At 72.4% G+C, this 25,480-nt stretch carries 21 protein-coding genes and 1 pseudogene; 12 read left to right on the top strand and 10 right to left on the bottom strand.

All coding sequences use genetic code 11. The features are described 5' to 3' along the window. Window positions 1-132 precede the first annotated feature (132 nt). Window positions 133-615: an NUDIX hydrolase gene (locus tag ABT025_RS30190; protein WP_351001365.1), complete on the bottom strand. Its 483-nt coding sequence runs from the start codon at window positions 613-615 to the stop codon at window positions 133-135. Between the two features lie 30 nt (window positions 616-645). Beyond that, window positions 646-2,241: an apolipoprotein N-acyltransferase gene (gene lnt, locus ABT025_RS30185; RefSeq protein WP_351001362.1), complete on the bottom strand. Its 1,596-nt coding sequence runs from the start codon at window positions 2,239-2,241 to the stop codon at window positions 646-648. Between the two features lie 195 nt (window positions 2,242-2,436). Here lnt and ABT025_RS30180 point away from each other — a divergent pair, with 195 nt between their 5' ends. Beyond that, entirely contained in the window at window positions 2,437-3,546 is a 1,110-nt protein-coding gene (locus tag ABT025_RS30180; protein WP_351001359.1) for an O-antigen ligase family protein, read from the top strand. 173 nt (window positions 3,547-3,719) lie between these two features. Here the strand turns inward: ABT025_RS30180 and ABT025_RS30175 are convergent, their stop codons facing one another. After that, complete coding sequence (locus tag ABT025_RS30175) at window positions 3,720-4,283, bottom strand: hypothetical protein (protein ID WP_351001356.1); 564 nt, start codon at window positions 4,281-4,283, stop codon at window positions 3,720-3,722. A 69-nt stretch (window positions 4,284-4,352) separates the two neighbouring features. Further along, window positions 4,353-5,138 carry a glutamate racemase gene (locus tag ABT025_RS30170; protein ID WP_351001353.1) on the bottom strand — a complete coding sequence of 262 codons (786 nt, stop codon included), beginning with the start codon at window positions 5,136-5,138 and terminating at the stop codon, window positions 4,353-4,355. A 58-nt stretch (window positions 5,139-5,196) separates the two neighbouring features. Between ABT025_RS30170 and ABT025_RS30165 the strand changes: the two genes are divergently transcribed. Further along, window positions 5,197-6,369, top strand: coding sequence for a glycosyltransferase (locus ABT025_RS30165; protein ID WP_351001350.1), 1,173 nt, complete (start codon window positions 5,197-5,199; stop codon window positions 6,367-6,369). Between the two features lie 6 nt (window positions 6,370-6,375). On the opposite strand, the gene ABT025_RS30160 is transcribed toward ABT025_RS30165, so the two are convergent. Then, window positions 6,376-7,728, bottom strand: a complete 1,353-nt coding sequence (locus ABT025_RS30160; protein WP_351001347.1) for a TerD family protein — start codon at window positions 7,726-7,728, stop codon at window positions 6,376-6,378. Window positions 7,729-7,983: 255 nt separating this feature from the next. Between ABT025_RS30160 and ABT025_RS30155 the strand changes: the two genes are divergently transcribed. The 4 genes from ABT025_RS30155 (at window position 7,984) to ABT025_RS30140 (ending at window position 12,672) form a co-directional block, all read left to right on the top strand. After that, window positions 7,984-8,460, top strand: coding sequence for a DUF6643 family protein (locus ABT025_RS30155; protein WP_351001344.1), 477 nt, complete (start codon window positions 7,984-7,986; stop codon window positions 8,458-8,460). A gap of 57 nt (window positions 8,461-8,517) precedes the next feature. Continuing rightward, complete coding sequence (locus tag ABT025_RS30150; RefSeq protein WP_351001341.1) at window positions 8,518-9,342, top strand: MOSC domain-containing protein; 825 nt, start codon at window positions 8,518-8,520, stop codon at window positions 9,340-9,342. 140 nt (window positions 9,343-9,482) lie between these two features. Beyond that, on the top strand, window positions 9,483-10,088 hold the full coding sequence (locus ABT025_RS30145) for an Rv1733c family protein (protein WP_351001338.1): 606 nt from the start codon (window positions 9,483-9,485) through the stop codon (window positions 10,086-10,088). A gap of 151 nt (window positions 10,089-10,239) precedes the next feature. Beyond that, entirely contained in the window at window positions 10,240-12,672 is a 2,433-nt protein-coding gene (locus ABT025_RS30140) for a right-handed parallel beta-helix repeat-containing protein (protein WP_351001335.1), read from the top strand. Here ABT025_RS30140 and ABT025_RS30135 read toward each other — a convergent pair. Further along, window positions 12,645-14,929 (bottom strand): annotated as a pseudogene (locus ABT025_RS30135) (hypothetical protein); the annotation flags it as partial. The gene ABT025_RS30140 and the pseudogene ABT025_RS30135 sit on opposite strands and share 28 nt — an antisense overlap. 281 nt (window positions 14,930-15,210) lie before the next feature. Between ABT025_RS30135 and ABT025_RS30130 the strand changes: the two are divergent. From ABT025_RS30130 to ABT025_RS30115, 4 genes are all read left to right on the top strand, one after another. After that, window positions 15,211-16,053, top strand: a complete 843-nt coding sequence (locus ABT025_RS30130) for a DeoR/GlpR family DNA-binding transcription regulator (protein WP_351001332.1) — start codon at window positions 15,211-15,213, stop codon at window positions 16,051-16,053. 53 nt (window positions 16,054-16,106) lie between these two features. After that, entirely contained in the window at window positions 16,107-16,559 is a 453-nt protein-coding gene (locus tag ABT025_RS30125) for an SRPBCC family protein (protein ID WP_351001329.1), read from the top strand. Between the two features lie 113 nt (window positions 16,560-16,672). Beyond that, window positions 16,673-18,703, top strand: coding sequence for an amino acid adenylation domain-containing protein (locus tag ABT025_RS30120; protein WP_351001326.1), 2,031 nt, complete (start codon window positions 16,673-16,675; stop codon window positions 18,701-18,703). A 91-nt stretch (window positions 18,704-18,794) separates the two neighbouring features. Continuing rightward, the gene (locus ABT025_RS30115) at window positions 18,795-19,274 is read left to right on the top strand and encodes an SRPBCC family protein (protein WP_351001323.1); all 480 of its coding nucleotides are present in this window, start codon (window positions 18,795-18,797) and stop codon (window positions 19,272-19,274) included. 28 nt (window positions 19,275-19,302) lie between these two features. On the opposite strand, the gene cds1 is transcribed toward ABT025_RS30115, so the two are convergent. Further along, on the bottom strand, window positions 19,303-20,454 hold the full coding sequence (cds1, locus tag ABT025_RS30110; protein WP_351001320.1) for an L-cysteine desulfhydrase Cds1: 1,152 nt from the start codon (window positions 20,452-20,454) through the stop codon (window positions 19,303-19,305). A 178-nt stretch (window positions 20,455-20,632) separates the two neighbouring features. Here cds1 and ABT025_RS30105 point away from each other — a divergent pair, with 178 nt between their 5' ends. Next, the gene (locus ABT025_RS30105) at window positions 20,633-20,998 is read left to right on the top strand and encodes a hypothetical protein (RefSeq protein ID WP_351001316.1); all 366 of its coding nucleotides are present in this window, start codon (window positions 20,633-20,635) and stop codon (window positions 20,996-20,998) included. Window positions 20,999-21,184: 186 nt separating this feature from the next. Further along, on the top strand, window positions 21,185-21,706 hold the full coding sequence (locus ABT025_RS30100) for an ATP-binding protein (RefSeq protein WP_351001313.1): 522 nt from the start codon (window positions 21,185-21,187) through the stop codon (window positions 21,704-21,706). Window positions 21,707-21,818: 112 nt separating this feature from the next. On the opposite strand, the gene ABT025_RS30095 is transcribed toward ABT025_RS30100, so the two are convergent. From ABT025_RS30095 to ABT025_RS30085, 3 genes are read right to left on the bottom strand one after another with little or no spacing between them, the layout of a single operon-like run. After that, entirely contained in the window at window positions 21,819-24,389 is a 2,571-nt protein-coding gene (locus ABT025_RS30095; RefSeq protein WP_351001310.1) for an ABC transporter permease, read from the bottom strand. Further along, window positions 24,386-25,162, bottom strand: coding sequence for an ABC transporter ATP-binding protein (locus ABT025_RS30090; RefSeq protein WP_351001307.1), 777 nt, complete (start codon window positions 25,160-25,162; stop codon window positions 24,386-24,388). The genes ABT025_RS30095 and ABT025_RS30090 overlap by 4 nt, the downstream gene beginning before the upstream one ends. After that, window positions 25,159-25,449 (bottom strand): SHOCT domain-containing protein, encoded by a 291-nt coding sequence (locus tag ABT025_RS30085; protein WP_351001304.1) that lies wholly within the window; start codon window positions 25,447-25,449, stop codon window positions 25,159-25,161. Before ABT025_RS30085 ends, ABT025_RS30090 begins: the two co-directional genes overlap by 4 nt. Window positions 25,450-25,480: the final 31 nt, after the last annotated feature.

Here is a 25,480-nt window from a genome sequence, read left to right as displayed (position 1 = left end):
GAACGTGGTGTCGTCGGGCTTGAGGCCGAGACCGGCGATCGAGGTGTAGAACCCGATCTGCGCGTTGATGTTGTTGTACGTGCCCGGCTTGAACAGCCGGGTGGCCGTGCGCGGCCACCCGGCCCCTCCCCGTCACACCTGCGGGTCGGTGGCCTCGAACCAGGTGGGGTCGTCGGTCATCGACTGCTTGATCCGGAAGAGCGCGAACTCCTCCAGGGGCGGAAGCGCGTCGATGTGGAACCAGTCCACTTCGAGCGACTCGTCGTCGTTGACCCGGGCCGTGCCGCCGGTGGCGCGGCAGCGGAAGGTGACGTCCAGATACTGGCAGCGGTCGCCGTTCTCGTACTGCACGGGAGGCAGGGCCTGGGTGAGCACCACCCGCTCCGCCACACAGCGCACGGCCGTCTCCTCGTAAACCTCTCGCTCCGCCGTCGCCGCGGGCTGCTCCCCCGGTTCGGAGATGCCTCCGACGATCGACCACTTGCCGGTGTCGGCGCGTCGTCCGAGAAGCACTCTGCCTTCGTCGTCGAAGACGACCGCGCTGACGCCGGGCAGCAGGAGCAACTGTTGACCCGCGGTGGCGCGGATCTCGCGGATGAAGTCAGGAATTGCCATGCCACGACCCTACGTGGCGCGCGCACCCGCTCAGCGGGAACGTCGTGCGCGCACCGTCCGCGTCGCGACCCAGCCGAGACCGGTCAGCGCGAGCAGCGCCAGCAGCCCCTCGGGCAGCGGGCCCATCCTGGTGGCCGGAGTCAGCGAGGAGCGCAGCGGCACCTCGTCCACCAGGGCGTCGGGCGTGAACATCTTCGTCTTCTGGACGACGGTGCCGTCCGGGCGGATCACCGCGCTGACACCGCTGGTGACCGGGACGACCACGGAACGGCTGTGCTCGACCGCGCGTACCCGGGACATGGCGAGCTGCTGGTAGGTCATCTCGCTGCGGCCGAAGGTGGCGTTGTTGCTGGGGACGGCGATCAGCTGGGCGCCGTGCTCGACCGTGTCGCGTACGGCGTCGTCGAACGCGGCCTCGTAACAGGTGACCAGGCCGACTTCGGTGCCCGCCAGGTCGAAGACGCCGACCTTCTTGCCCGGCCCGAAGTCGCGCTGCACCCGGTCGACGTCCGAACTGAACATGCGCACGAAGGAGCGCATCGGCATGTACTCGCCGAACGGCTGGATGTGGCGCTTGTCGTACGTGGCCACCGGCCCCTTGTCCGGGTCCCACTGGATGAGGGTGTTGCGCAGGTTGCCCGTGTCGGGTTCGACGACGGCCCCGACCACGGTCGGCACACCGATCGCCTTCACCGCGTCGTCGATGACGATCCTCGCGTCGGCGTTGCGGTAGGGGTCGAGGTCGGAGGAGTTCTCGGGCCACAGGACGAAGTCGGGCTGCGGGACCTTGCCCGCCTTCACGTCCCGGGCGAGCTGCTCGGTGCGCTTCGCGTGGTTGTCGAGGACCGCGCGGCGCTGGGAGTTGAAGTCGAGGCCGAGCCGCGGCACGTTGCCCTGGATCGCGGCGACGGTCGCGGTGCCGTCCTCGGCTGAGTCGTCCACCAGCGGCAGAGAGGCGAGGGCGGCGGCGACGGGTACCAGGACGGCCGCAGCGGTCGCGGCGGCGGCCAGGCGGGGCAGTTCACCGGTGGTGCGGTGGATACGGAAGCGGCGGACGGCTTCGAAGAGGCCGAAGCCGCACAGCACCACGGCGAAGGAGAGGAGCGGGGTGCCGCCCAGGGCCGCGAGCGGCAGGAACACGCTGTCCGCCTGCCCGAAGGCGATCTTGCCCCAGGGGAAGCCGCCGAACGGCACCCGGGCCCGGAGCGCCTCGTCGAGCGTCCATACCGCGGCCGCCCAGAACGGCCAGCAGGAGAGCCGGGACACGGCGGAGATACCGATACAGCCCACGGCGATGAACAGCGCCTCCGCCGCGGCGAGGGCCAGCCACGGCACCGGGCCGACCTCTTCGCCCGTCCAGTGGAGCAGCGGCAGCATGAAGCCGAGGCCGGCGAGCAGGCCGAGGCCGAACGCGGCGCGGAGCCTGCGCTCGAACAGCACCCAGCCGAGCAGCGCGAACCCGGGCAGAACCAGCCACCACAGCGGCCGGGGCGGGAAGCTCGCATACAGCATCACCCCGGACAGGACGGCGGCGGCGGGCCGCACGAGGCGCGGCAGCAGACGGCCGGCTCGGGGGGTGGAGACAGGCTTCTGCGGGTCGCCGACCTGGGCGATGGTGGTGCTCACCCGGCGGAGTCTACGGTGGCGGGCCGGTTACGGGGGAGCCCTGTCCTGGTGGCGGAATCCCTACTGCCGGATCGTTTCTCCGCATCTCCTGCACATATGACCGCTGTGGCCGTTAATCTGTGCGCCAGTCCCCCGCCGACCGGGCCGGATCCGGCCCTCGCGAACGGGACGGTCACAGGCCGGGGGACGGACGTGATGGTTGCACCAGCAGAGCGGGCACCCGAGGGCGGCAACGCGTCCGACGTCGCCGGGGCACTGATTCTCGCCGCCTGTGCGATCTGGTCGCTGATCAGCGCGGCCGGACGCGAGACCCGGCCGGAAGGGGTACTGCTCGCGCTGCTCGCCGTCGCTGCGGGTTTCGCCTGCGGACGGATCTGCGGAACGCTGCTGCCGGTGGCCACCGCGGCCGTCGCCGCTCTGGCCGCCCTCGTCATGGCGCTGGTCTGGCGTCGCGGCATGCCCGGTGCGACGGCGACCGTGGAAACCGCGCCGGGACACACCGGTGCGGCCGCCGCGCTGCTGGTTCTGGCTGCCGGTGCTGCCTGTTGCGCGGCGGCCGCGGCCCGGCGGGAATCGCTGCGCTTCGCCCTGCGGCTGCTGGCTCTCGGCACGGCCTGTGCCTCGCTCGCGCTCGGCTCGTTCGCCGGGTTCACGGCGGCGATCGGGGTGCTGCTGTGCTCTCTGGCGGCGGCCAGGATGCGCAGCCGCCTGCTCGGTCTCGCAGGATTCGCGCTGGCTGCCGGTCTGATGGTGGGCGTCTCGTGGGCGGTGGCCGAGGACGTGCTGCCCGACGGTCTCACGGTCTCCCTGGAGGGTCAGCTGACCGGCAACCGCGTACAGCTGTGGCAGGACGCCGCGCGGATGGCCGGGGAGCACCCGGTTCTCGGCATCGGACCCGACCGCTTCGCCGACCTGAGCCCCACCGCTCAGCAGTCCCTCGGTTCGGACGGGAAGCCGCACTCGGCCGTGCTGCAGCAGGCGGCCGAGCAGGGGGTGGTGGGTGTGGTGCTGCTGGGCGCCGCCTTCGGCTGGCTCCTGTACGTGCTGTGGCGCTCGCCGCGCAGCACCGCGGTCGCCCTGACCGCCGGGGCGGCGCTCACCGCGCTTGCGGCGCTGGCGAGCGTGGGCAATGCGCTGAGCTTCACTCCGGTGACAGCGGGTGCGGGGCTGCTGGCCGGGCTGGCATCGGCCAGGCGGCCGATCGGAGCGAACGGGCCGGCCGGCGGCAACGGTACGGAGCAGATTCCGCGCGGCGGTGACGACGTGCCCGGGCGTGGCCCGAAGGTCGACCGGGCGGGGCTGTGAGGCGGGGCTGTGAGGCGGGGCCGGGGCCGTGTACTCGGAGCGGGGGTCTGACGGCGGCCGCCGCGCCGGTGAGCGGCAGATACACGGCCGGGTGCGCCGAGGCGAGGATCAGGTCCCGGCACCACCACAACGGTGCGCAACAGACACACAGGCCAAGTGCGCCGAGGCGAGGATCAGACGCCGGCCGACGCGCCGGTGGGAGGCAGGTGCAGGCGGTCACGGATGAACCGGACGCCCTCCTCCGCATCGTCGACCGTGACCGTGAAGGTCCTGCCGTCGCCGAGCCGGAGCACCAGTCCCTCGCCCCGGCGCACGACCACGGCCGTGCCCTGTTCGGGGCGCCAGCGGTAGCCCCAGCCGCCCCACTGGCGCGGGGTGACCTGCGGTGCGAACTCCGCGCCCACCACATGGGTGAGCAGAATCCGGCGGCGCGGCAGACCCATGTGGCCACAGCGCACTTCGAGGGCGTCACCGTCGACGCGGACCACCACGTTCACGAAGGCGAGGGTTCCGAACAGCATGAGCAGTCCTGCCGCCACGCAGCCGATCACCGACATCAGCAATGGGGCGACGCCGGAGGTCCAGGTGGAGCTCACGGCGAGCTGGATGCCGAGCGCCAGGCACGCTGCGCCGGCGGCCGCGAGCACCCATTGGGTCCGGTTGGTGGCCCGGCCGGTCCAGACCGCGGTGTGCGTGTCGGCACCGGTACGCGTCGGATTTCGGGGGTGGTCCCTCATGCCAAGCAGCGTACTGAAGAATCCGCGCGACGGGACGGGCCCAACGACCCCCGTCGGGCCGCCGGACGGTCAGCGGGCGGTGCTGACCGCGGCGAGCCCGCGCCCTTCCCGGTAGGCCAGCGCGGCTTCCGGCAGCTCGGACGGGTGTCCGCCGAGGAGTACGGCGAGCCCGGCGGCAGGTTCGGCCGACGGAGCGGGCTCGGCCCCGATCCGGCGCAGGGCCTGGGCGGCGACGGCGCCGGCCGAGCCGTGCAGGACGACGGGCGGGCGGCCGGGCTGCTGCACGACGCGGCGGATACGCTCGGCGACCAGCTCGTAGTGGGTGCAGCCCAGCACGACGGCCTGCACATCGGGCGGCGTGAGCGCGGCGGCCGCGGCCAGGGCCTTCTCGATACCGACCTCGTCCGCGTACTCCACGGCGTCGGCCAGTCCGGGGCATGGCACCTCGGTGACGGCCGCGGACCCGGCGAAGTCGCGGATCAGCCCGCGCTGGTACGGGCTGCCCGTGGTGAGGGGGGTGGCCCAGATCGCGACCGGGCCACCGGCAGCGGCGGCCGGCTTGATAGCCGGGACGGTACCGATGACCGGCAGCGCGGGCTCCAGCTCGGCCCGGAGCGTGGCCAGCGCGTGCACGGAAGCCGTGTTGCAGGCGACGATCAGCGCGTCGGGCCGGTGGTCCGCGGCGGCGCGGGCGACGGCGAGGGCGCGCGCCGTGACGTCTTCGGGTGTCCGTGGGCCCCAGGGCATGCTGGCGGGGTCCGACGAGAGCACCAGATCGGCGTCCGGCCTCAGCCGGCGTACTGCGGCGGCGGCGGCCAGCAGGCCGATTCCGGAGTCCATGAGCGCGATCTTCACCCGGTCACCATAGTCGACAGCCCTTGCGGTCCCGGCTCAGTGGTGCAGACTTCGGCCAATGAGCGCCGTTGCCTGGATCGCCGTGGGTTCGCTGGTCGCGTGGGTGTGGCTGCTGCTGGGCCAGGGGTTCTTCTGGCGGACCGACCAGCGGCTGCCCAGCCGTGCGGCGCCGGCGCGCTGGCCCTCGGTCGCCGTCGTCGTCCCCGCGCGTGACGAGGCCGACATGCTTCCGGTGAGCCTGCCGTCGCTGCTGGCGCAGGATTATCCGGGACATGCCGAGATCTTCCTGGTCGACGACTGCAGCAAGGACGGCACCGGCGACCTCGCCCGTGAGCTCTCCGTGCGGTGCGCGGGGCTGCCCGTCACCGTGGTGTCGCCCGGGGAGCCCGAGCCCGGCTGGACGGGCAAGCTCTGGGCCGTCCGGCACGGGATCGCGCTGGCCCGGTCCCGGGATCCCGAGTACCTGCTGCTCACCGACGCCGATATCGCGCACGAGCCGGACAGTCTGCGGGAACTGGTGGCGGCCGCCGTGTCGGGCGGCTTCGATCTGGTCTCGCAGATGGCGCGGCTGCGGGTGGAGAGCGTCTGGGAGCGACTGGTCGTGCCGGCCTTCGTCTACTTCTTCTCGCAGCTCTATCCGTTCCGGTGGGTGAACCGGGCGGGGACGCGGACGGCTGCCGCGGCGGGCGGATGCGTGCTGCTGCGGACCGAGGCCGCCGTACGGGCGCGGGTGCCGGAGTCGATCCGGCAGGCGGTGATCGACGACGTGTCCCTGGCACGGGCGGTGCAGCGCAGCGGTGGACGGATCTGGCTGGGGCTCGCGGAGCGGGTGGACAGTGTGCGGCCGTATCCGTGCCTGGCCGACCTGTGGCGCATGGTCTCACGGAGCGCGTACGCCCAACTGCGTCACAATCCGCTGGTGCTGCTCGGCACGGTGCTCGGCCTCGCACTCGTCTACCTGGCGCCGCCGGTGACGCTCGCCGCGGGACTGCTGGGCGGCGCCCCGGCTGCCGCCTGGGCCGGGGGCGCGGCCTGGGCCGTGATGGCCGGGACGTACATGCCGATGCTGGGGTACTACCGGCAGTCGCTGTGGCTCGCTCCGCTCCTGCCGTTCACCGCGCTGCTGTATCTCCTGATGACGGTCGACTCCGCGGTGCAGCACTACCGGGGCCGCGGTGCGGCCTGGAAGGGACGTACGTACGCCCGTCCCGAGGCCGCCCCGGATCAGTGAGCCGGCCTACTTGCGGCCGGGGGTCCAGTTCATGCCCCATCCGTAGGCCTGGTCGATGGTGCGCTGCGGGCTCACGCCGCGCTCCGGCACGAGATAGCGGGCCTCGCGCTGCACCGTGAAGTCTCCCCCGTTGCTGGTGATGAGCGCGAGCGCGCAGACCGTCGACGGGACGGTGCATTCGTCGAGCGAGAAGTCGATCGCCGCGCCGTGCTGCGGCTGGAGGGTGACGGTCGCGTGCAGATCCGCGAAACTCCGGGCCCCTTCGTAGATGGTGACGAAGATCAGGATGCGGCGGATCCTGGCCTTCTGGTCGAGGTTGATCGTCAGGTTCTCCCCGGAGGTGACGGCGCCTGTCCGGTCGTCGCCGTCGAGCTGGATATACGGCGGCTGCTGGAGAGCGCCGAAGGCGTTTCCGAGCGCCTGCACCACTCCCTTGCGGCCGTCGGTCAGTTCGTAGAGGGCGCAGAGATCAAGATCGAGATCGGCATGGTGTGCGACGGCCCGGCCGAGTTTGCTGCCCCAGCCCTTGAACTGCTTACGCACTTCCCAGTTGAGATTGACGCGCATGGCTCCCGAAGTCCCGCCCTGCTTCGCGAGCGAGACGGACGGTGCGTCCTTCGTGAGCGTCACCTTGGTGAGGCGGACGGGCTGGGTGACGGGCGGCGCCGGGGGTGCGGGAGGGACCGGCGGAGCCATCGGGGTGGCGAGCGTCGGCTGGGGGTACTGCGGCGGAGGCGGCGTGGCGGCAACCCTCGTTGCAGGGCGCGGCGGTTGGGGTTGCCGGGGCGTATGGGGCCGAGGCGCCTGCGGCGGCTGCTGCGGTTCGTCGACGGAGATCCCGAAGTCCGTGGCCAGCCCTTCGAGTCCGGTCCCGTAGCCCTGGCCGACCGCCCGGAACTTCCAGGCCCCCTGGCGCCGGTAGAGCTCGCCGAGGATGAAGGCGGTCTCCACCGTGGCGTCGGTGCTGTCGAAGCGGGCGAGTTCCGAGCCGTTCGCCGCGTCCGTGATCCGTACATAGAGTCCGGTCACCCGGCCGAACGAACCACCGTCCGCGGAGGCCGCCAGCACCACGCGGTCGACGGCGGGCTCCACCCGGGCCAGGTCGACGAAGAGCGTGTCGGTGGCGGCGCCGGCAGCGGTCCGCTTGCCCTCGTGGCGCACCGCTCCGGATGCGTGGGACGGCTGATTGTAAAAGACGAAGTCCGCGTCGCTGCGCACCTTTCCGGACCCGAGGAGAAGGAGCGCCGAGGCGTCCACGTCCGGGGTCCCGGGGGCGGCGCGCCACCCCAATTCGACGCGCACGGCCTGGGCCGCCACCGGAACATTGGTTCCTTTTAGCATGGTCATGCTCGCCCCCATCGCGAGTCCGGCTGCCGAGACTTTCCCGGTCAACCTAATGCCCGTCCCGTCACGAGGCCCACAGTGGTGCCCGGGCGGACCCGTGGACCCATCGGTAACCCCCCGTGAACTCGCCTTTTACACGATCACAACGCTCCCGGGTGCCCTTTTTTCCCAAGTTCGCTCGCATTGGGGATCGCTGTTCACTCACAACACGTAAAACAACCCTCTTATCGGGCTCCCCAATCAGCACATCGTGGGCTTAACTTAGGTGGCATGACCTCCCCCCGCTCCACCTACGGCGGCGGCTACTACGCCGCACCGTCGTTCCCCGACACTCCGATCTACGACTCCCTGGTCGCGGAGCGGGGCACGCCTCAGATCGCGCCGATCCGAGTGCCTGCCGCCTATGACACCGGCAACAGCTATCTGCCGGCGCTCCCGTCGGCCCTGCCGGCTCTGCCCGCGGCGCCCTCCCAGCCGAATCCGTCGTACGGCTACCAGCAGCCGATGGCGCAGCAGGGGTACACGCCGATGCAGCCGGCGCACCTGCAGCACGCTCCGGCGCCGTACATCCCGCAGCAGCCTGCCGGCGGCCGCGGGGGCTACCAGTCGCCTCCGCCGTACCAGCAGCAGCGGCCCGCGCCGGGTACCGGCTACGAGTCGATGCGTCCGGCGTCGCCGCGGCCCGCGCCCGCGCAGTCACCGTACGAGGACCCGTACAACCGCCCGTACCAGGGCCGGGGCTACTGAGCGACACCGCCCACCGGTAGCGACTGGCCGTCGGGGAGTGGCTGGCAGGATGGGGGCATGCCGTCCCCCGAACTGAGTGCCGTCCACATCCACCCGGTCAAGTCGCTGGCCGCGTGCACAGTCGGCGAGGCCGCCGTCGAGCCATGGGGACTCGACGGCGACCGCCGCTGGATGCTGGTCGACACCACGGGCAAGGTGGTCACGCAGCGTCAGCAGCCCCGCATGGCGCTGATCTCCGCCACCCCCGTGCCGGGTGGCGCAATCGTGCTGGCCGCGCCAGGGAGCGCGGCGCTCACCGTGGAGGTTCCGGAGCCGCGGGCGACGATCGACGTGGCGCTGCACCGCAGTCGCCTCGACGTGGTCGAGGCGGCGCGGGACGCCCACGCATGGCTCGGCGACTTCCTCGGCGTGGAGGTCAGGCTGGTCCATCTCGACGCGCCGGACCGGCGCAGACTCATCGATCCGGCCTACGCGCTGCCGGGTGAGACCGTCAGCCTGGCCGACGGCTTCCCTCTGCTGCTCACCACCGTCGCCTCGCTCGACGCGCTGAACTCGCTCATCGCACGGGGCGACCACCCCGGCGAGGGGCCGCTGCCGATGAACCGCTTCCGTCCCAACGTCGTCGTGGCCGGCACGGCCGCGTGGGCGGAGGACGGCTGGACCCGGCTCTCGATCGGCGATGTGACGTTCCGCGTGGTCAAGCCCAGTGCCCGCTGTGTCATCACCACGACCGATCAGCACACCGCCCGACGGGGCGCCGAGCCCCTGCGCACGCTCGCCCGGCACCGCCTGTCCGGCAAGGAGCTGCTCTTCGGCCAGAATCTGATCCCGGACACGGCGGGCGTCATCCGGGTCGGGGACCCGGTGCGCATCCTGAGCTGACCGATCCCGGCGAGCCGGGAAGCGGGAACTCCTGGGGAGGCGGGGCGGGTTGACAGGGTGAGGTTGCTCTCTCTTCGTCGCTCCGGCGCGCGGACAGCGCCGTATCGGGTTATGACGGATACGGAAGGGGGTGCAGGACTGTGCGAGCGCTCACGGGAGTCTGGCGTTGGCGGCACAATCCCCTGCGCCGCGCCACGGACAGGCGCGAGGCGTGGGTGGCTCTGGTGGCGCTTCTTCTGCTCGTGGTGGTGGCACCGGCTCTCGGCTGGTACTGCGGATCGCGTACTGACCACGCGCTGCAGGAGTCGGTACGGGCCCAGCAGGCGGACCGCCGGCTCACCACCGCCGTCGTGGTGCGCCACGTGGCCGACCGGCACCGCGTGTCGGACCCCGAGGTCTCCACGGACCGGATGGGGCGGACCACCGTGGTGGCCCGCTGGCACGCCCAGGACGGTACGGCGCGCAGCGCCACGGTGACGACCGCCTCGCGCGACACCGCTGTCGGCGCGCAGGTACGGATCTGGACCGACCTGGCGGGCAACCCCGCACTTCGCCCCATGGACGCGCCGACGGCGCACACCCATGCCGCGCTGGCCGGATTCGGCGCGGTGATGCTGGCCGTCCTGCTGGTCGAGGGCGGGCGGCGCGTGATCGTATGGCGCATGGTGCAACGGCGGTACGAGCGGCTCGACCGGGCGTGGGCCAAGGCCGGTCCGGACTGGGGCAGGACGGGCACCGGGAGCTGACGAGCTGCTGATCGGGTCAACTCCCGCCCTCCACGCGCGCTACGGTGGACCGGCCCGCCCGTCACTCCTGCAGGCAGGCCCCGGGTGATCACTGCCGCGAGGCCGGTGACACGGGCATCACACACGCACGAGGTGGGGGCACGACAGCGCCATGGCACAGGGCACGGTCCAGGTGACGCACACCGGCACATCGCGGTGGCGGCGCCGCACAGGCGAGTACGCCTCCCTCACCGCGGCTCTGGAAGCGGCGGCGGACGGTGATGTCCTCACCGTCGCGCCGGGCACCTACCGGGAGAATCTGGTCATCGCCCGCGCGGTGACGCTGCGCGGTCCCGAGGGCTCCGTCGGTTCCGTACGGATCGCACCCGTCGACGGAGTGCCGCTGACCCTGCGCGCCTCCGCCGTCGTCCAGGACCTCCATGTGGAGGGCCAGGACTCCGCCGCCCCGGCCCTGCTGATCGAGGAGGGCGCTCCGGAGATCGCGGACCTGCGGATCGTGACCCGCTCCGCCGCCGGGATAGAGGTGCGCGGTGCGGCCAGGCCCACCGTGCGCCGCTGCACCGTCGACAATCCGGCGGGAGTCGGCATCGCCGTACTCGACGGAGCGGGCGGGGTGTTCGAGGAGTGCGAGATCGTCTCGGCCGGGCAGTCCGGCGTCTCGGTGCGCGACGGCGCACACCCCCGTCTGGAGCGCTGCCGCATCCACCACGCCTCGGGCGCGGGTCTGTCCGTGACGGGCGAGGGCAGCGGCCTGGAGGCGGTCGGCTGCGAGATCTACGAGATCAAGGGCAGCGGGATACAGGTGTCCGCCCGCGCCGCGGCCCATCTCACGGACTGCACGGTGCACCGCACCTCCGCGGACGGCGTCACACTGGACACCGACGCGGTGCTCACACTGGCGGACTGCGACATCCACGACATCCCCGAGAACGCGGTGGATCTGCGGTCGCGCTCCGTCCTCACGCTGACCCGCTCGACCGTGCGCAGGTTCGGCCGCAACGGGCTCTCGGTCTGGGACCCGGGCACCCGGGTCGACGCGAACCAGTGCGAGATCCACGACAGCACCGGCGACTACCCCGCGGTCTGGGTGAGTGACGGGGCCACCGTGATACTGGATTCGTGCCGCGTTCATGATGTGCCGGACGCCCTCTTCGTGCTCGACCGGGGCTCGCGCGCCGATGTCGTGGACAGCGATCTGTCCCAGGTCCGCAACACGGCGGTGTCGGTCAGCGACGGGGCGACCGCGCAGCTCGACGACTGCCGCATCAGGGAGGCGTCCACCGGCGCCTGGTTCCGCGACCACGGCAGTGGCGGAACCCTGAACAACTGCACCATCGACGCGGTACAGACCGGAGTGATCGTCACCAAGGGCGCCGATCCGACGATCGAGCGCTGCACCGTCATCTCCCCCGCCGAGGCCGGCTTCTACGTGTCGGCCGAGGGGCGTGGCACCTTCCACAGCTGCCGGGTCACCGGAAGCGAGGGCTACGGCTTCCATGTGATGGACGGCTGCCGTACGACGCTGACGCGCTGCCGCACCGAGCGGTGCGCCCGTGGCGGTTACGAGTTCGCGGAGGGCGGGGCCCACGGCGACGCCTCGGCCACCGGCCCGGTCGTGGAGGACTGCACCAGCGACGAGAGCGCTCTGCGTACCGCCACTCCCCCGCCGCCGGCCGTCCTGACGGCCACCCAGTCGACACCGGGGCTGCTGGGTGCGGTCCCCGCGCCGCGCGCGGTGGAACCCGTGGCGGCCGAGGTGCCTGCCGAGCCCGCGCGCACGTCCGGAGCGGTGCTCGGCGAACTGGACGCGTTGGTCGGCCTCGACAGCGTCAAGCGCGAGGTGCGCGCCCTCACCGACATGATCGAGGTGGGACGCCGGCGTCAGCTCGCCGGCCTGAAGGCGGCTTCGGTCCGCCGCCATCTCGTCTTCACCGGTTCCCCCGGCACCGGCAAGACCACGGTGGCCCGCCTGTACGGCGAGATCCTGGCCTCCCTCGGGGTGCTGGAGCGGGGGCATCTGGTCGAGGTGTCCCGGGTCGACCTGGTCGGCGAGCACATCGGCTCGACCGCCATCCGCACCCAGGAGGCCTTCGACCGGGCGCGCGGCGGGGTGCTGTTCGTCGACGAGGCGTACGCCCTGTCACCCGAGGACTCCGGCCGGGACTTCGGCCGGGAGGCGATCGACACGCTGGTGAAGCTGATGGAGGACCACCGGGACGCGGTGGTCGTCATCGTCGCCGGGTACACCCACGAGATGGAGCGGTTCCTCACGGTCAACCCCGGCGTGGCGTCCCGGTTCTCGCGGACCATCACCTTCAGCGACTACGCGCCCGACGAGCTCCTTCGCATCGTCGAGCAGCAGACCGAGGAGCAGGAGTACAGCCTGGCGTCCGGGACCGGGGAGGCGCTGCTGAAGTACTTCACCGAGCTTCCCAAGGGACCCGCCTTCGGCAACGGCCGCACGGCCCGCCAGACCTTCGAGTCGATGGTCGAACGGCATGCGGGCCGGGTCGCGCAGCTTGCCGAGATGAGCACGGACGACCTCACTCTGCTGTTTCCGGAAGACCTTCCGGAACTTCCCTGAGCCCTCTCCCGGACTCGTCCGCCTGATGGGGCAGGACGGGGACGAGCCGGGCCAGGAGCGCGGCGCGCTCCTGGGCGAAGACGGGGTCCGCCTGGTAGTCGGAGTGCCCCAGCACCGGCTCGGGGAGCGGGTGTTCGGGGGTGCGCCCGTAGACCAGGGGATCCTTCAGCGGGCCCCGGTCCACCTCAGGACCGGATTCCTCGCCGAGCCGTACCTCGCCGCCGATCGGGTCGGTGGCCCGCCACAGGTTGCGCCAGCAGTGCACCGACCGGTGCAGCCCGTGCAGCTGGACAGGCCCGAAGTAGGCCGGGAACCAGCGTCCGTAGAGGCGTTCGATCGGCGAGCCGTAGGTGAGCAGGGCGACCCGGGCGCGGGTCTCGGCTGGCAGTTGCCAGACGGCGGAGGCGGCCAGGACGCTGCCCTGGGAGTGGCCCGAGATGACGAGCCGGCCGCGGGTGCGTGCGGTCCAGCCGGACATCCGGGAGGCCAGGTCGGGGACGGCCCGCTCCGCGTAGCAGGGCGGGGCGAAGGGGTGTGCGGCACGCGGCCAGAAGGTCCCCACGTCCCAGAGGATGCCGATGGTGCGCCGGGCCGAGGCATCCCGGTAGGCGCGCCGCCCGCAGGCGACGAACAGCAGGAACCCGAAACCGATGAGCCAGGATCCGGTGGACTGCGCCGCCTCGGCCACCGATTCGACGAAGGGACTGCTGCCGTCCATCGCGAGCCCGGGAACCTGTCCGCTCGCCCACGCCCCGCCGACCGCCCCCGCGCCGAGCATCAGTGTGGCGCCGGAGACCAGGCCCAGCATCCCGGGTGCGGAGTCGGTGAGCGCGGCCGTGGCCCGGGTCCGGGCGATCTGCTTCGTACGCGCGGGGTCGGGCCGCGCCTCCTCGTACTCCGTGTCGATCAGCGGCTCCAGCCGACGGGCCGCGCGATAGGTGCGGACGCCGAGCACGAGGCCCGGGACCAGGAGCATCATCAGCAGCACGGGGATGACGGAGGCCTGCCAGCTGAGGAGCACGGGTGGTCCCTCTATGACGGCGCTGCGTCCCATGCCCGGGCTGCCGGGCCCGTCGAGCCAGTCCGCGACGCGCTGGGCCACTCCCCCGGTCATCACACCGCCGAGCGCGCACGCGAGCATCGCGACGGCGGGGCCTCCGAGTCCGTGCATCACGGTCCGGGGCTCCGGGCTGCGCCGGTACAGGTTCAGTGACACGACGGCGAGGACGACGACGAGGGCGCCCTGGGCGAGGGTGACGACGCGGAACATGACGTCACCGGGAAGCGTCCCGGCGGAGACCCAGCCGGGGCGCGACCAGGCGGCGTGCAGCGCGGCGAGGACGAGCAGGACGAGGGCGGTCACGGGGAGGTAGGTGACGACGGCGCGGTCGAGGCGGTTGTCCAGGCGCCGTTCGCTCCGGCCGCGCCTGCAGACGACCCAGAGGACGACGAGCGTCCCCGCCACGAGCAGCGCCTCGATCAGCCTCCCGAACACCTCGGGTACCGGGCCGGCGACGGAACGGTCCTGGCGGGCGGCCGCGCCCGTGACGAAGGCGGTGACGGTGAGGAATCCGGCGGCGGTGTGGGCGGCACGCAGTCGCGCGACGAGCCGGCGTCCGTACCAGAATCCGGGCCTTCCGAGCGCGGGCCGCACCACGGGGTCGGTGTCCGTCCCGGGGGCCGGCCGCGGTGCGTCCTGCTCCGGGTCCGTGCCGGTGAGCGGTCGCTGGGACTCGTACGCGCTCCAGGTCCGGTTGGACAGATACCAGAGCAGTCCGACCAGCGCGGTCGGCGCCAGGGCGGCCAGGGCGAGGCGGCGGCCCGGCTGGGACCACCAGCCGCCCTGCGAGGCCGACAGGAACCCCAGCCACGACCGCTGGTCGGAACAGTCCGGCACGCCCGCGCACTGCCATGCGGTCAGATCGAGCGCGACCTCGCACACGGCGGCGGTCAGCAGAATGGTGAGGCTAAGCGCGATGAGCCGGACGACCAGGCCGTACAGCCGGATCGCCCGGGGGCGGCGCGTGGCGGCCGGGCGCATCCAGTGGGCGAGGTTGATCACCATGAACGGGAGCAGCAGGAGCCACAGCGCGCGGGAGCCGTTGCCGGAGGTCAGGTTGGACCAGCAGTACGCCTCGGGGATGGGCCGGTCCTGGTAGCGCTCGGGGTGCGCCTCCGCGTCGATGTCGCCGGAGCGCCGGTAGATGGCTGCCGTGGCGTCACCGGTGATGCGGACGGTGCGCGGATCGACGAGCATCTCCTGGGGGGTCGCGCCGCCCACGCCGTGGACCAGCAGCTCCAGTGCGGGTCGTTCGCTCTGCGGGGCGTGGGTGGCAGATGGCACGGGGGACTCGCTCTCGGAGGTGGAAGCCGGAAGGGGGACGCGGCTGATGCCCAGTCACCAGAGTGGTGGATGAGTCCGGGTGCCCGCACCGCTCTTCCGGATTCTCCCCGGTGCGGCGGCCCGCGACACCGCGTGGCAGGATGAGCCGTCGACATGGACTGCCGCACGGCCAGAGGGAAGGACCGGGCACTGCGTTGAGCGAGAATCAGAATCTGCTCGCGGAGCAGCGGCGTGCGCTGATCCTCGACGAGGTGCGCAGACGCGGCGGGGTCAGGGTCAACGAACTGACCCGGAAACTGAACGTCTCCGACATGACCGTCCGCCGGGACCTGGACGCGCTGGCCCGCCAGGGAGTCGTCGAGAAGGTGCACGGCGGTGCCGTGCCCGTGGTCGAGGCGAGTACGCACGAGCCCGGCTTCGAGGCGAAGTCGGCGCTGGAGCTGACCGCGAAGGAGGACATCGCGCGGGCCGCCGCCGCGATGGCCGTGCCCGGCAGCGCCATCGCGCTCTCCGGCGGTACCACCACCTACGCCCTCGCCCAGCATCTGCTGGACGTACCGGACTTGACCGTGGTGACCAACTCGGTGCGGGTCGCCGACGTGTTCCATGCGGCGCAGCGTCCGGGCTCACCCGGCTCGCGGCCCGGTGCCGCGACGGTGGTGCTCACCGGTGGGGTCCGGACCCCGTCGGACTCGCTGGTCGGCCCCGTCGCCGACCGGGCGATCGCCTCACTCCACTTCGATGTGCTGTTCCTCGGTGTACACGGGATCTCGGTGGAGGGCGGACTGTCCACGCCGAATCTGGCCGAGGCCGAGACCAACCGCCGCTTCGTCCAGTCGGCGCGGCGCGTGGTGGTGGTCGCGGACCACACCAAGTGGGGCACGGTGGGCCTGAGTTCGTTCGCCACGCTGGATCAGGTGCACACGTTCGTGACGGACGGGGGCCTGTCCGGGGGTGCCCGCGAAGAGATCGAGGAGCATCTTCCGGGTCTCGTGGTGGCCGGCCGGAGCGTGGACGGCGAGCCGGCGCAAGGCTGATCCGCGGATTCCGCTCAGCTCGCACCGGGGCCGTGACGTCCTAGGATCAACCTGTGGCCGTCTTCCGGATCGAGCGCTTCACCCCTCTGCCCGCAGCCGAGTCCTGGCGCCGGGTGACGGACTGGGAGCGGCACGCCGCGCAGGTCCCGCTGACGACGATCACGGTACCCACCGGGCTGCCGACCCGGATCGGAACAGTCTTCGTGGCCCGCACCGGGGTCGGCCCGCTGGCGTTCGACGATCCGATGGAAGTGGTGCGGTGGTCACCGCCGGCCGGCAGCCGGGCGGGTATGTGCCGGCTGGAGAAGCGCGGCCGGGTGGTGCGGGGCCGGGCCTCGATCGATGTGTATCCCACCCATGCCGGCTCCCATGTGGTGTGGGTGGAGGAGCTGGGCGCGCGGCTGCTGCCTCGGTGGGCCGATCCACTGGTCGCCGGAGCGGGCCGGCGGATCTTCGGCCGGGTGCTCGACTCCATGCTGGACCGGCCCGCGCGGCCCTACGCCTGACCGCTCCCGGATTCCCGGTCACGGGCCCCTTGAGCAGGTGATGTGACCGTCACACGATCGAGTCGTTTGTCAGTGTGACGGTTTTAGCCTACGGCTCAGAAGGCACCGAATCCATGCCGATCCACCCCACGCAGCAACGGTCCACCGGCAGCGGCGAACGCTCCGGCGTGCAGCAGGCCGAAGCCACGCTGATGGAGCACTATCCGCGTCTCGTCCGGCTGGCCTACCTGGTACTGCCGCCGTCCCTCGGCCGGCACCGCCGGGTGCTCGCCGCGCACGCCGCGGTGCAGCGCGCGCTTCCCCGGGCACGTAAAGCGCCTGAGGCCCCGGCTCCGGCGCATGTCCCCGCGCAGAACCGCGGCGCCGCGCACGGGCCGCCGCCGGAGGGCGCCGGGCCGGAGTACGTCCGGCTGCGGCTGCGGGTGCTGCGAACGGCGCTGGCCCACGAGCGGCGGCCTCGCTGGTGGCCGGGCGGGCTGGCGGCTCCGGCGGCGCTGCGCCCCTCGCTCCCGGCCGTCTGGGGCCTGCGGCTCTTCCCGCGCGCCGGTGGCGCGTCGGAGCTGGCCCTGGACCAGGCGCTGGCCGCGGTTCCCGCGGCGGTACGGGCCGCGTTCGCGCTGCGGCAGCTGGAGGAGCTGGATGAGCCCGCGGTCCAGGCGCTGCTCGTCCGGGCCGGAGCGCCGGACGCCGCGGAGGCGGTGCGGGCGGCGGGACATCTGGGCGGCGCCGACCGTGCGGCGGCCGGGTCACTGCTGCGCTCCGGGGAGTTCGACCCGTGTGTGCTCCAGACGCGTCCGAGTGATCTGCTGCGGCGTCGGCACCGCGTCCGGGCCGTGTCGGTCGCCGCGGCGCTGTGCGCGGTCGCGGGCGTGGTCTCACTGGCGGCGGTGGGCACGCCCGGCGCCGCGCCCACCGGCCGCGGCGTGCCGAGCGGGTACGCTCCCGCTCTCGATCCGGCCGCGCTGTCGCGCACGGCCGCCGGGCAGTGGGCGGACACCTCCCGCGTCGATTTCACCGCCTGGCCCGCCCGCGGCGACCGCGCCGACGACCCCGCTCTGCTCGGCCGGGCACTGCGCACCTGGGGCGGTGCCGCGACCGGCGTCGAGGTCTCCAGCACGCCCGGGACCCTGACGGTGCCGCCGGCCCAGCCGCCGCAGCTGCTGTACGCGGGCGAGGTGGACGGCGCCGCCGTGGTGCTGTTCCACGACCGCGGTGTGCGGGTGGTGCGCTACGCGGAGCCGCTGTCCGGGCCGGGAAGACCAGCGCTGGACTTCGCGCGGACGGATGACGCCGATGTGACGACGGGGGCGGCCGTGGTCGTCAGCCGCAGCGGGAACCGGGCCCGGTTCCTGCTGGCTCCCTGGATCTCGCAGACCACGACGCGCGATCTGCTGGCGCCGGACTCACCCGCGCGTGCGCTGCGGGTGGCCTCGGACGGAGTCACCGCGGCAGTGCCTCGTCCGTCGCCCGGCGTCCTCTGCGACGCCTGGCCGGTGCTCCAACTGCGTTCCTCCGAACGCATCGTGGAGAACCACGCGTTCCTCCTCACCGATCTGGGTGACCTCGCGCCGGTCCACCTCACCTTCACCCCCAAGCCGGTGGGTGGCGCTCCGGCACGCCAGCCGAGGGAGGCGACAGGCACCCCCGCTCTGCTGGCCTGGGCACGCACCGCCTGTTCGCTGGCGACGCTGCGCGGCAGCGGCGTCCGCGCGGTCAACAACTGGGAGTTCGCCGAACAGCGCCTGCCGGAGGTCGGCGCCCCCGCCCGGTGGCTCTGCACCCGGGCCGACACCTGGCAGGGCCCAGGGCGTGTTCTGGTGCAGTTCCTGGCCCCCGGCGGTTCGCCGACCGCGCCGGGGACGGTGGTGGCGGAGGAACGGGACACCGCCCGGTGCAGCCGCTTCGGTCAGCACGTCCTGGCGGGCACGCACTGGAGGGCGCCGTCCGGGAAGTGGTACGTGCTGGCCGCGGGAAGCCGCGCGGTGAGCCGGATCGAGGCCTCCGGGGCCGTGCACGGTGCGGCCGGCGGCAGGACGCTCGCGGTGCGGGCGCCGCGGGACGCTCCGGTGGAACTGACGGCCCGGCTGGAGGAGGGCGGCTCGCTCACGGCGGTGGGCCGGACCGGCCCCGGCACCACCGGCTGATCCCGTGCCGCCGTGCCTGACGACTTCTGACGGCGCGCCCGCTATGGTGTGCGCGGCCCGTCCGCCACCGACCGCACGGGAGGTGCGTTCCATGACACGCCGACTCCGCTCCGTGGGCCTCGACTTCATCGAGGCCGCTCCGCTGCGCCTGGTCTTCGCAGCCGAGGTCTCCGCACCGCCCGATGTCGTGTACCGCGCACTGGCCGAAGACGTCGAGGGCTGGCCCGGCTGGTTCACTCAGGTCACGGCGGCGCTGCCGCTCGACGGCGGCGCCGGCCGCGAGGTGCGGTTGCGGGGCGGGATCGCGTTCCGGGAGACGGTCGTCGCCACCGATCCGGGCGAGCGGTACGCCTACCGGGCCGACCGGTCCAACGCCCCCGGGCTCCATGCCCTGGTGGAGGAGTGGCAGCTGACCCCGGCCGGCACCGGAACCCGGGTGCGGTGGACCTTCGCCGCGGACGGCTCCGCCTTGTTCCGATTCACGATGCGGTGTGCGCGGGCGGCGGTGGGCAGGTCGTTCCGGGACGCCGTGCGCAACCTCGACCGCCGCCTCGCGGCGGCCACCGCCTGATCCGTCACGGACACGGGCCGGGGGCCTGTCAGACCGGCCCCTCTCCCTGCCCCGGCCAGTTGCCGGTGGCCAGGAAGTGGTCGATCGTCCGTGTGTACGGAGCGATGTCGAGGCCCTGGGCGGCCAGCCAGGTGTCGGAGTAGTACTTGTCGAGGTAGCGGTCGCCCGGGTCGCAGATCAGGGTGACGATGCTGCCGGTACGGCCCTGCGCGACCATCTCGGCGACCAGCTTGAAGGCGCTCCACAGCCCGGTGCCGGTGGAGCCGCCCGCCTTGCGGCCGATGGACCGTTCCAGGGCGCGCACGGCGGCGACGGTGGCCGCGTCCGGGACCTTCATCATCCGGTCGATGGCGCCCGGGACGAAGCTCGGTTCCATCCGCGGCCTGCCGATGCCCTCGATGCGGGATCCGCGGTCGCTCGTCGCGTGGGGGTCGTGGTGCGTCCAGCCGTCGAAGAAACAGGAGTTCTCCGGGTCGGGTACGCAGATGCGGGTGTCGTGCTGCATGTAGTGCACGTACCGAGCGATGGTGGCCGAGGTGCCACCCGTGCCCGCCGTGGCGACGATCCAGGCGGGCTCGGGGTACCGCTCCAGCCTGAGTTGCTGGTAGATGGACTCCGCGATGTTGTTGTTGCCCCGCCAGTCCGTCGCCCGCTCCGCGTAGGTGAACTGGTCCATGTAGTGGCCGCCGGTCTCCGCGGCGAGGCCCGCGGAAACCTCGTAGAGCGTGCGCGAGTCGTCGACGAAGTGGCAGCGGCCGCCGTGGAATTCGATGAGCCGGCACTTCTCGGGGCTGGTGGTGCGGGGCATCACGGCGATGAACGGGACGCCGATCAGCTTCGCGAAGTACGCCTCCGAGACGGCGGTCGAACCGCTCGACGCCTCGATCACCGGCTTGCCGGGACGGATCCAGCCGTTGCAGAGCCCGTAGAGGAACAGCGACCGGGCCAACCGGTGCTTGAGGCTGCCGGTCGGGTGCGTCGACTCGTCCTTGAGGTAGAGGTCGATCCCCCAGCTCTCGGGCAGCGGGAATCGCAGCAGATGGGTGTCGGCGGAGCGGTTGGCGTCGGCCTGGACCTTGCGGACGGCCTCCTTGAGCCAGGCGCGGTACGCCAGGTCGGTGCGGTCGATGTCGACGGTCGCCACGGCTTCGCCGCCGTGCCTGTGCTCACTCGTGCCCATCAGCGCGCTTCTCCTCGTACGACCGGTCTCGGCGAGCCCCACGATATTCCCCCCACCTGGGCAAACGTTGACTTTGATACTCCATAGCACTGCCTTGGTGCTGCGGGCCGGACCGGCGGACCAGCGCGTCGGGAATGGATACTTGCGTCCCGTTCCGCCCTGGTGCACAGGCTTCCGGATGTGCACACTTCCTCTCAGGGGTGCAATCGGAGGGGGCGAAAAGACCGTGTACGAAACGGAGTTCAGTGAGACGGGTGTACGCATCGACCGGTGGGCGCGATCGCTCACCCGGGCGGGGCAGGTGACCGTCAAGGACGGCAGGGTGGCCCTGCTCACCAGCTACGGCCGGGAGATCGACAGTGCGCCGGTGGGAACGGTGAGCGCGGGCAGACCGTGGTTCGCGGGCGAGGACGCGACGGTGGCGCGGGTCAACGGGACGCGGTACCGGCTGACGATGCCGCGGCGGCGCGGCAAGCCCGATGACACCGCCCCCGCTCGCCGCTTCCTCGAGGCCGTGCTCAGGGCGGGGGGCCGGCGGGGCTGACGGAGCGGCGCCACGGAGACACCGCGAGTTGCGGAGCCGTGGCAGCTGGGCGACATTGGAGACGCGTCACTCATGGTTCACCAGCGGTGACACTGCGATCCGGGCCACCGGCCAGTATCAGCAGGCAGCCATCCGCTGGATCCGTTCCTTCGTCTTCTTCCGGACCTACTTCGGGGAGTCGCAGCCGTGATCAGCGAGCCAAGCAGGCACTGCACGGTGGAGCTCCAGGCCCTGCCGTCGCGGATCGGTCAGGTCCGCAGAATCATCTCGGCGCAATTGCGCTACTGGCACCTCGATCCTCTGATCGACCAGGCAGCGCTCGGCGTCACAGAACTGCTGACCAATGTCCACCGGCATGCACAGCCGGACAAATCATGCACCGTCGAGGTCGAGTTGCTTCTCGAACGGCTGACGGTGTCCGTCCATGACCACGACCCACGGCTGCCGACCGTGCGCGCGGCCAGTGACTCCAGCACGTCGGGGCGCGGACTCGCGCTGATCGCCGCGGTCAGCGAGAGCTGGGGCGTCCGCCCCCGGGGCGGAGCGGGGAAGGTGGTCTGGTTCACCCTTCCCACGCCCTCCCTGTTCGCCACGCAGCCGCCGCATGCGCTGTACGGGGCGACGACCGACGGACCGTTCGAGCTGAGCGGCATCACGGCGCCCGAAAGCGTGTCGCCCTCGGTCGCGCGCTCGGTCGTCATCGGCTGACGCGGCAGGAGTGGGGCGCCCCTTGCGGGGGCCCCACTCCTCTCGTCGGGTCGCCGCTCGGACGCCCCTTCCTGCCGCATCCGTACGCGCCCCCGTGCCCGTGCCCGTACGCCTAGTCGGTGGCGATGGCGCGGAGCACGTCCAGCCGCGCAGCCCGCCGGGCCGGCGGCCGGCCGGCCAGTACGCCCGCCGCGATGCCCACCAGGGCGACCACGAGCAGCCGCATCGGCGGCAGCGCGAAGGCGAACACGGTGTCGCCCGTCCCTTCGGAAGCCTTGACCAGCACCCAGCCGAGGAAACCGCCCAGCAGCAGACCGCCGGCCGTGCCGAACGCGGCGACCAGGACCGACTCCCAGCGGACCATGGCAGGCAGCTGCCTTCTGGTCTGTCCGACCGCTCGCAACAGGCCCAGTTCCCTGGTGCGTTCGTGGATGGCCAGGGTCAGCGTGTTCGCGATGCCGAGCAGCGCGATCAGTACCGCCAGGGCCAGCAGCGCGTAGACCAGGGTGAGCATCATGTCGATGCCGCTCGCCGAGGACTGCGCGTACTCACCGCGGGTCTGCACGTCCGGGTTGCCGTACGCGGCGGCGGCCTTCTCGACCGCGGCCTTGCCGTCGGCCGTGGACACCCCGCCCCTGAAGGAGACGGCGATCAGCGAGTCGGAGTCCTGGCCGCGGTGCGGGGCCCAGGCCTGGCGGGTGATGGCGTAGTCACCGGCAGGCCCGGACTGTCCGTACACGGCCCGGACGGTGAAGGTCCGCTGCGTGCCGTCGGTGAAGGTGAGCCGTGCGGTGGAGCCCGTGTGCAGTCCGCGCTTGCCCGCCTCGGTTTCCGAGACGGCGAGGCCGTTCGCACCCAGCGTCCTCATCGACCCGTCGATCCGGCCGAGGTCGAAGACCGCGGCCAGCGCTGCCGGGTCGGTCACGGTGAGGGCGCGCCCGGAGCCGTCGACCTCCGCGACGCCCTTGCCGAGGCCGACCGCGGTGGCCACGTCGGGCAGCCGGCCGACAGCCGGCGCGAGGCGGGGGCTGAGACCGCTGCCGCCCGCGCCGAAAGCCGGTGCGCTGATGGCCACGTCACCGGCGAACGACCGGTCGACGGTCTCCTTCATGGTGGCCTTCAGCGAGGCGCCGAACACCGTGAACAGCGAGACCACCGCGACGCCGATCATCAGGGCGGTCGCGGTCGACGCGGTCCGCTTCGGGCTGCGCAGCGCGTTGCGCCGGGCCAGGTGCCCCGTGGCACCGCGCAGTCGGCCGAGCGGCGTGCCGAGAGTCCTTACGGCGCAGGTGGAGGCGACCGGGCCGAGTACGACGAAGGCGGCGAGGGCCAGTACCGCGCCGACAGCCGACAGCCAGACGGACGGGGCGGCCAGGACGCCGGTCAGGATCACCCCGACCGCGGCGAGCAGCAGTGCGAGCCCGGTGCCGGCACGGGCCCGGGAGGCGGCCGAGTCGTCGACGGCCGTCTCGCGCAGGGCGGCCAGGGGGGCGGTGCGTCCGGCGTGGAGGGCGGGCACCAGGGCTGAACCGACGCAGACGACCACGCCGACGGTGAGCGGCAGCAGCATGGACACGCCGCTGATGACGAGGGGCCCGTCGGGGAACGGGAATCCGATCGCGGGGAAGAGCGCCTGGAGTCCGGCGGCGATCCCGATGCCTCCGGCCAGACCGGCCGCGGAAGCGATCCCGCCGACGATGCCCGCCTCGGTCAGGGTCGATCCGAGGATCTGCCGACGGGAGGCGCCGAGCGCGCGCAGCAGGGCGTTCTCCCGGGTGCGCTGGGCGACGACGATGGCGAAGGTGTTGTGGATGGAGAAGGTCGCGACCAGCAGCACGATGCCGGAGAACACCAGCAGCAGGGTGGTGAACAGGCTCAGGAAGGCTCCGGAGACCATGTCCTGGTTCTCGGCGGCCGATGCCTGTCCGGTGACGGCCTCGGTGTCAGGCGGCAGCACGGGCCCCAGTGCGTCGACGAGTTCCTGCTGGCTGATGCCGGGTCCGGCCCGCACCTGAATGCTCGATGCCCGGCCGGGCATCGGGGTGAGGTGCTTCTCGGCGTCGGCGAGCGTCATTCCGGTGTACGTCACCTGCGCCATGCCGTCCTCGCCGCCGAAGGTGGCCAGGCCGACGACGGTGACACGGACCGGGTCGGGGGTGCGCAGGACGGTCGTGTCCCCGATCTTCAGCCCGCCCCTGTCGGCGGTACCGCGGTTGACGACGACCTCGCCGGGTGCGGAGGGGGCGTGTCCCTCGGCGAGCCGGTAGGGGTTGAGCTTCGGGTCGTCGATCCAGTTCCCGGCGAGGGTGGGCGGTCCCTGACCGCCGATGGGTGTGCCGTCGGCACCGAGCAGCTGGCCGGCTCCCTGGATGTCGGGGGCGGCCGCGGCGACCTGGGGCAGCTTGTCGATGCGCTGTACCAGGGCGGTGGACACGGGCCGCCGGGTGCCCTCCGACTCGCCGGAGACGGTGATGATGTCGGTGCTGCGTACGACGGCGTCCGTGCCGCCGGCCGCGTTGCCGAACATCGTGCCGAAGCTCGCGCGCAGGGTGTCCCCCATGACGAGCGTGCCGGCGAGGAAGGCGACGCCGAGCAGCACGGCGGTCAGGGTGCCGACGAAGCGGCGCCGGTGGGTGAGGAGCGAGGAGAGGCCGATGCGCACGGAGGCGGGGGTGCCGGTCATGACTCCCCCTGGGCGCCCGGTGCCGGGTCGAACGCCTTGAGGCGGTCGAGTACGCGTTCAGCGGTGGGGGCCTGCATCCGGTCGACGAGCCTGCCGTCGGCGAGGAAGACGACTTCGTCGGCGTGCGCGGCGGCGACCGGGTCATGGGTCACCATGACGACGGTGCGGCCGGTCTGCCGGACCGTGCGGCCGAGCAGCCGGAGCACTTCCTGGCCGGCCCGCGAGTCGAGGTTGCCGGTGGGTTCGTCCGCGAAGACGACGTCCGGATCCCCTGCGAAGGCCCGGGCGACGGCGACCCGCTGCTGCTGGCCGCCCGAGAGTTCGCCGGGCCGGTGGTGCAGCCGGTCGCGCAGTCCGACGGTGTCGACGATCGCGTCCAGCCGGGCCCGGTCGGGCCGCTCCCCCGCCAGGTCCATGGGAAGCGTGATGTTCTCGGCGACGGTGAGCGTCGGGAGGAGGTTGAAGGCCTGGAAGACGAATCCGATGCGCCGGCGGCGCAACAGCGTGAGCCCGCGGTCGTCGAGCGCCCCGAGTTCGGTGTCGCCGATGAAGGCGGAACCGGAGGTGAGGGTGTCGAGTCCGGCCGCGCAGTGCATCAAGGTGGACTTGCCGGAGCCCGAGGGCCCCATGATCGCGGTGAAGCGGCCGGCCGGGAAGTCGACGCTCACCCCGTCCAGGGCCCTGACCTCGGTGTCGCCCGTGCCGTAGACCTTCACGGCACGGGCGACCCGGGCGGCGGTCGTGGTGGGGGTGGCGGGCGCGGTGGTGGTCATGCCGCACCGCCCTTGCCGAGGGTGCCGAACTGCTCGTCGAGGACGGAGAGCCGGCGCCAGTACTCGTCCTCGTCGATCTCCCCGGCGGCGAAGCGCCTCCCGAGCAGCGTGATCGGTGAGGCCTCGGCAGGACCGTTCCGCTCCGCGCGGACCTGCCCGGGGCCACGCCGGCCGCGCCACACGGTGCGTCGCAGGACGGTGACGACGGTGATGACGACGACTGCCCAGACGAGCGGGAACAGGAGGACCCAAGGTCCGGGTCCGCCGTCGAAGGCGAGGGTGTTCATCTCGGTCAGCTCCTCGGTTCACGGTTCGGAT

The sequence above is a fragment of the Streptomyces sp. NPDC002809 genome, assembly GCF_040295435.1.
Taxonomy (GTDB): domain Bacteria; phylum Actinomycetota; class Actinomycetes; order Streptomycetales; family Streptomycetaceae; genus Streptomyces.
This window is presented reverse-complemented; position numbering and strand designations above follow the sequence as displayed.

Bases quoted from the DNA above. Each gene is read 5' to 3' on its own strand.
- cds1 (WP_351001320.1), bottom strand. From the start codon at position 20,454: ATGGGCACGAGTGAGCACAGGCACGGCGGCGAAGCCGTGGCGACCGTC.
- ABT025_RS30180 (WP_351001359.1), top strand. From the start codon at position 2,437: ATGGTTGCACCAGCAGAGCGGGCACCCGAGGGCGGCAACGCGTCCGAC.
- ABT025_RS30160 (WP_351001347.1), bottom strand. From the start codon at position 7,728: ATGGGGGCGAGCATGACCATGCTAAAAGGAACCAATGTTCCGGTGGCG.
- ABT025_RS30115 (WP_351001323.1), top strand. From the start codon at position 18,795: ATGACACGCCGACTCCGCTCCGTGGGCCTCGACTTCATCGAGGCCGCT.
- ABT025_RS30175 (WP_351001356.1), bottom strand. From the start codon at position 4,283: ATGAGGGACCACCCCCGAAATCCGACGCGTACCGGTGCCGACACGCAC.
- ABT025_RS30120 (WP_351001326.1), top strand. From the start codon at position 16,673: ATGCCGATCCACCCCACGCAGCAACGGTCCACCGGCAGCGGCGAACGC.
- ABT025_RS30095 (WP_351001310.1), bottom strand. From the start codon at position 24,389: ATGACCGGCACCCCCGCCTCCGTGCGCATCGGCCTCTCCTCGCTCCTC.
- ABT025_RS30085 (WP_351001304.1), bottom strand. From the start codon at position 25,449: ATGAACACCCTCGCCTTCGACGGCGGACCCGGACCTTGGGTCCTCCTG.
- ABT025_RS30140 (WP_351001335.1), top strand. From the start codon at position 10,240: ATGGCACAGGGCACGGTCCAGGTGACGCACACCGGCACATCGCGGTGG.
- ABT025_RS30165 (WP_351001350.1), top strand. From the start codon at position 5,197: ATGAGCGCCGTTGCCTGGATCGCCGTGGGTTCGCTGGTCGCGTGGGTG.
- ABT025_RS30155 (WP_351001344.1), top strand. From the start codon at position 7,984: ATGACCTCCCCCCGCTCCACCTACGGCGGCGGCTACTACGCCGCACCG.
- ABT025_RS30190 (WP_351001365.1), bottom strand. From the start codon at position 615: ATGGCAATTCCTGACTTCATCCGCGAGATCCGCGCCACCGCGGGTCAA.
- ABT025_RS30150 (WP_351001341.1), top strand. From the start codon at position 8,518: ATGCCGTCCCCCGAACTGAGTGCCGTCCACATCCACCCGGTCAAGTCG.
- ABT025_RS30105 (WP_351001316.1), top strand. From the start codon at position 20,633: ATGTGCACACTTCCTCTCAGGGGTGCAATCGGAGGGGGCGAAAAGACC.
- ABT025_RS30090 (WP_351001307.1), bottom strand. From the start codon at position 25,162: ATGACCACCACCGCGCCCGCCACCCCCACCACGACCGCCGCCCGGGTC.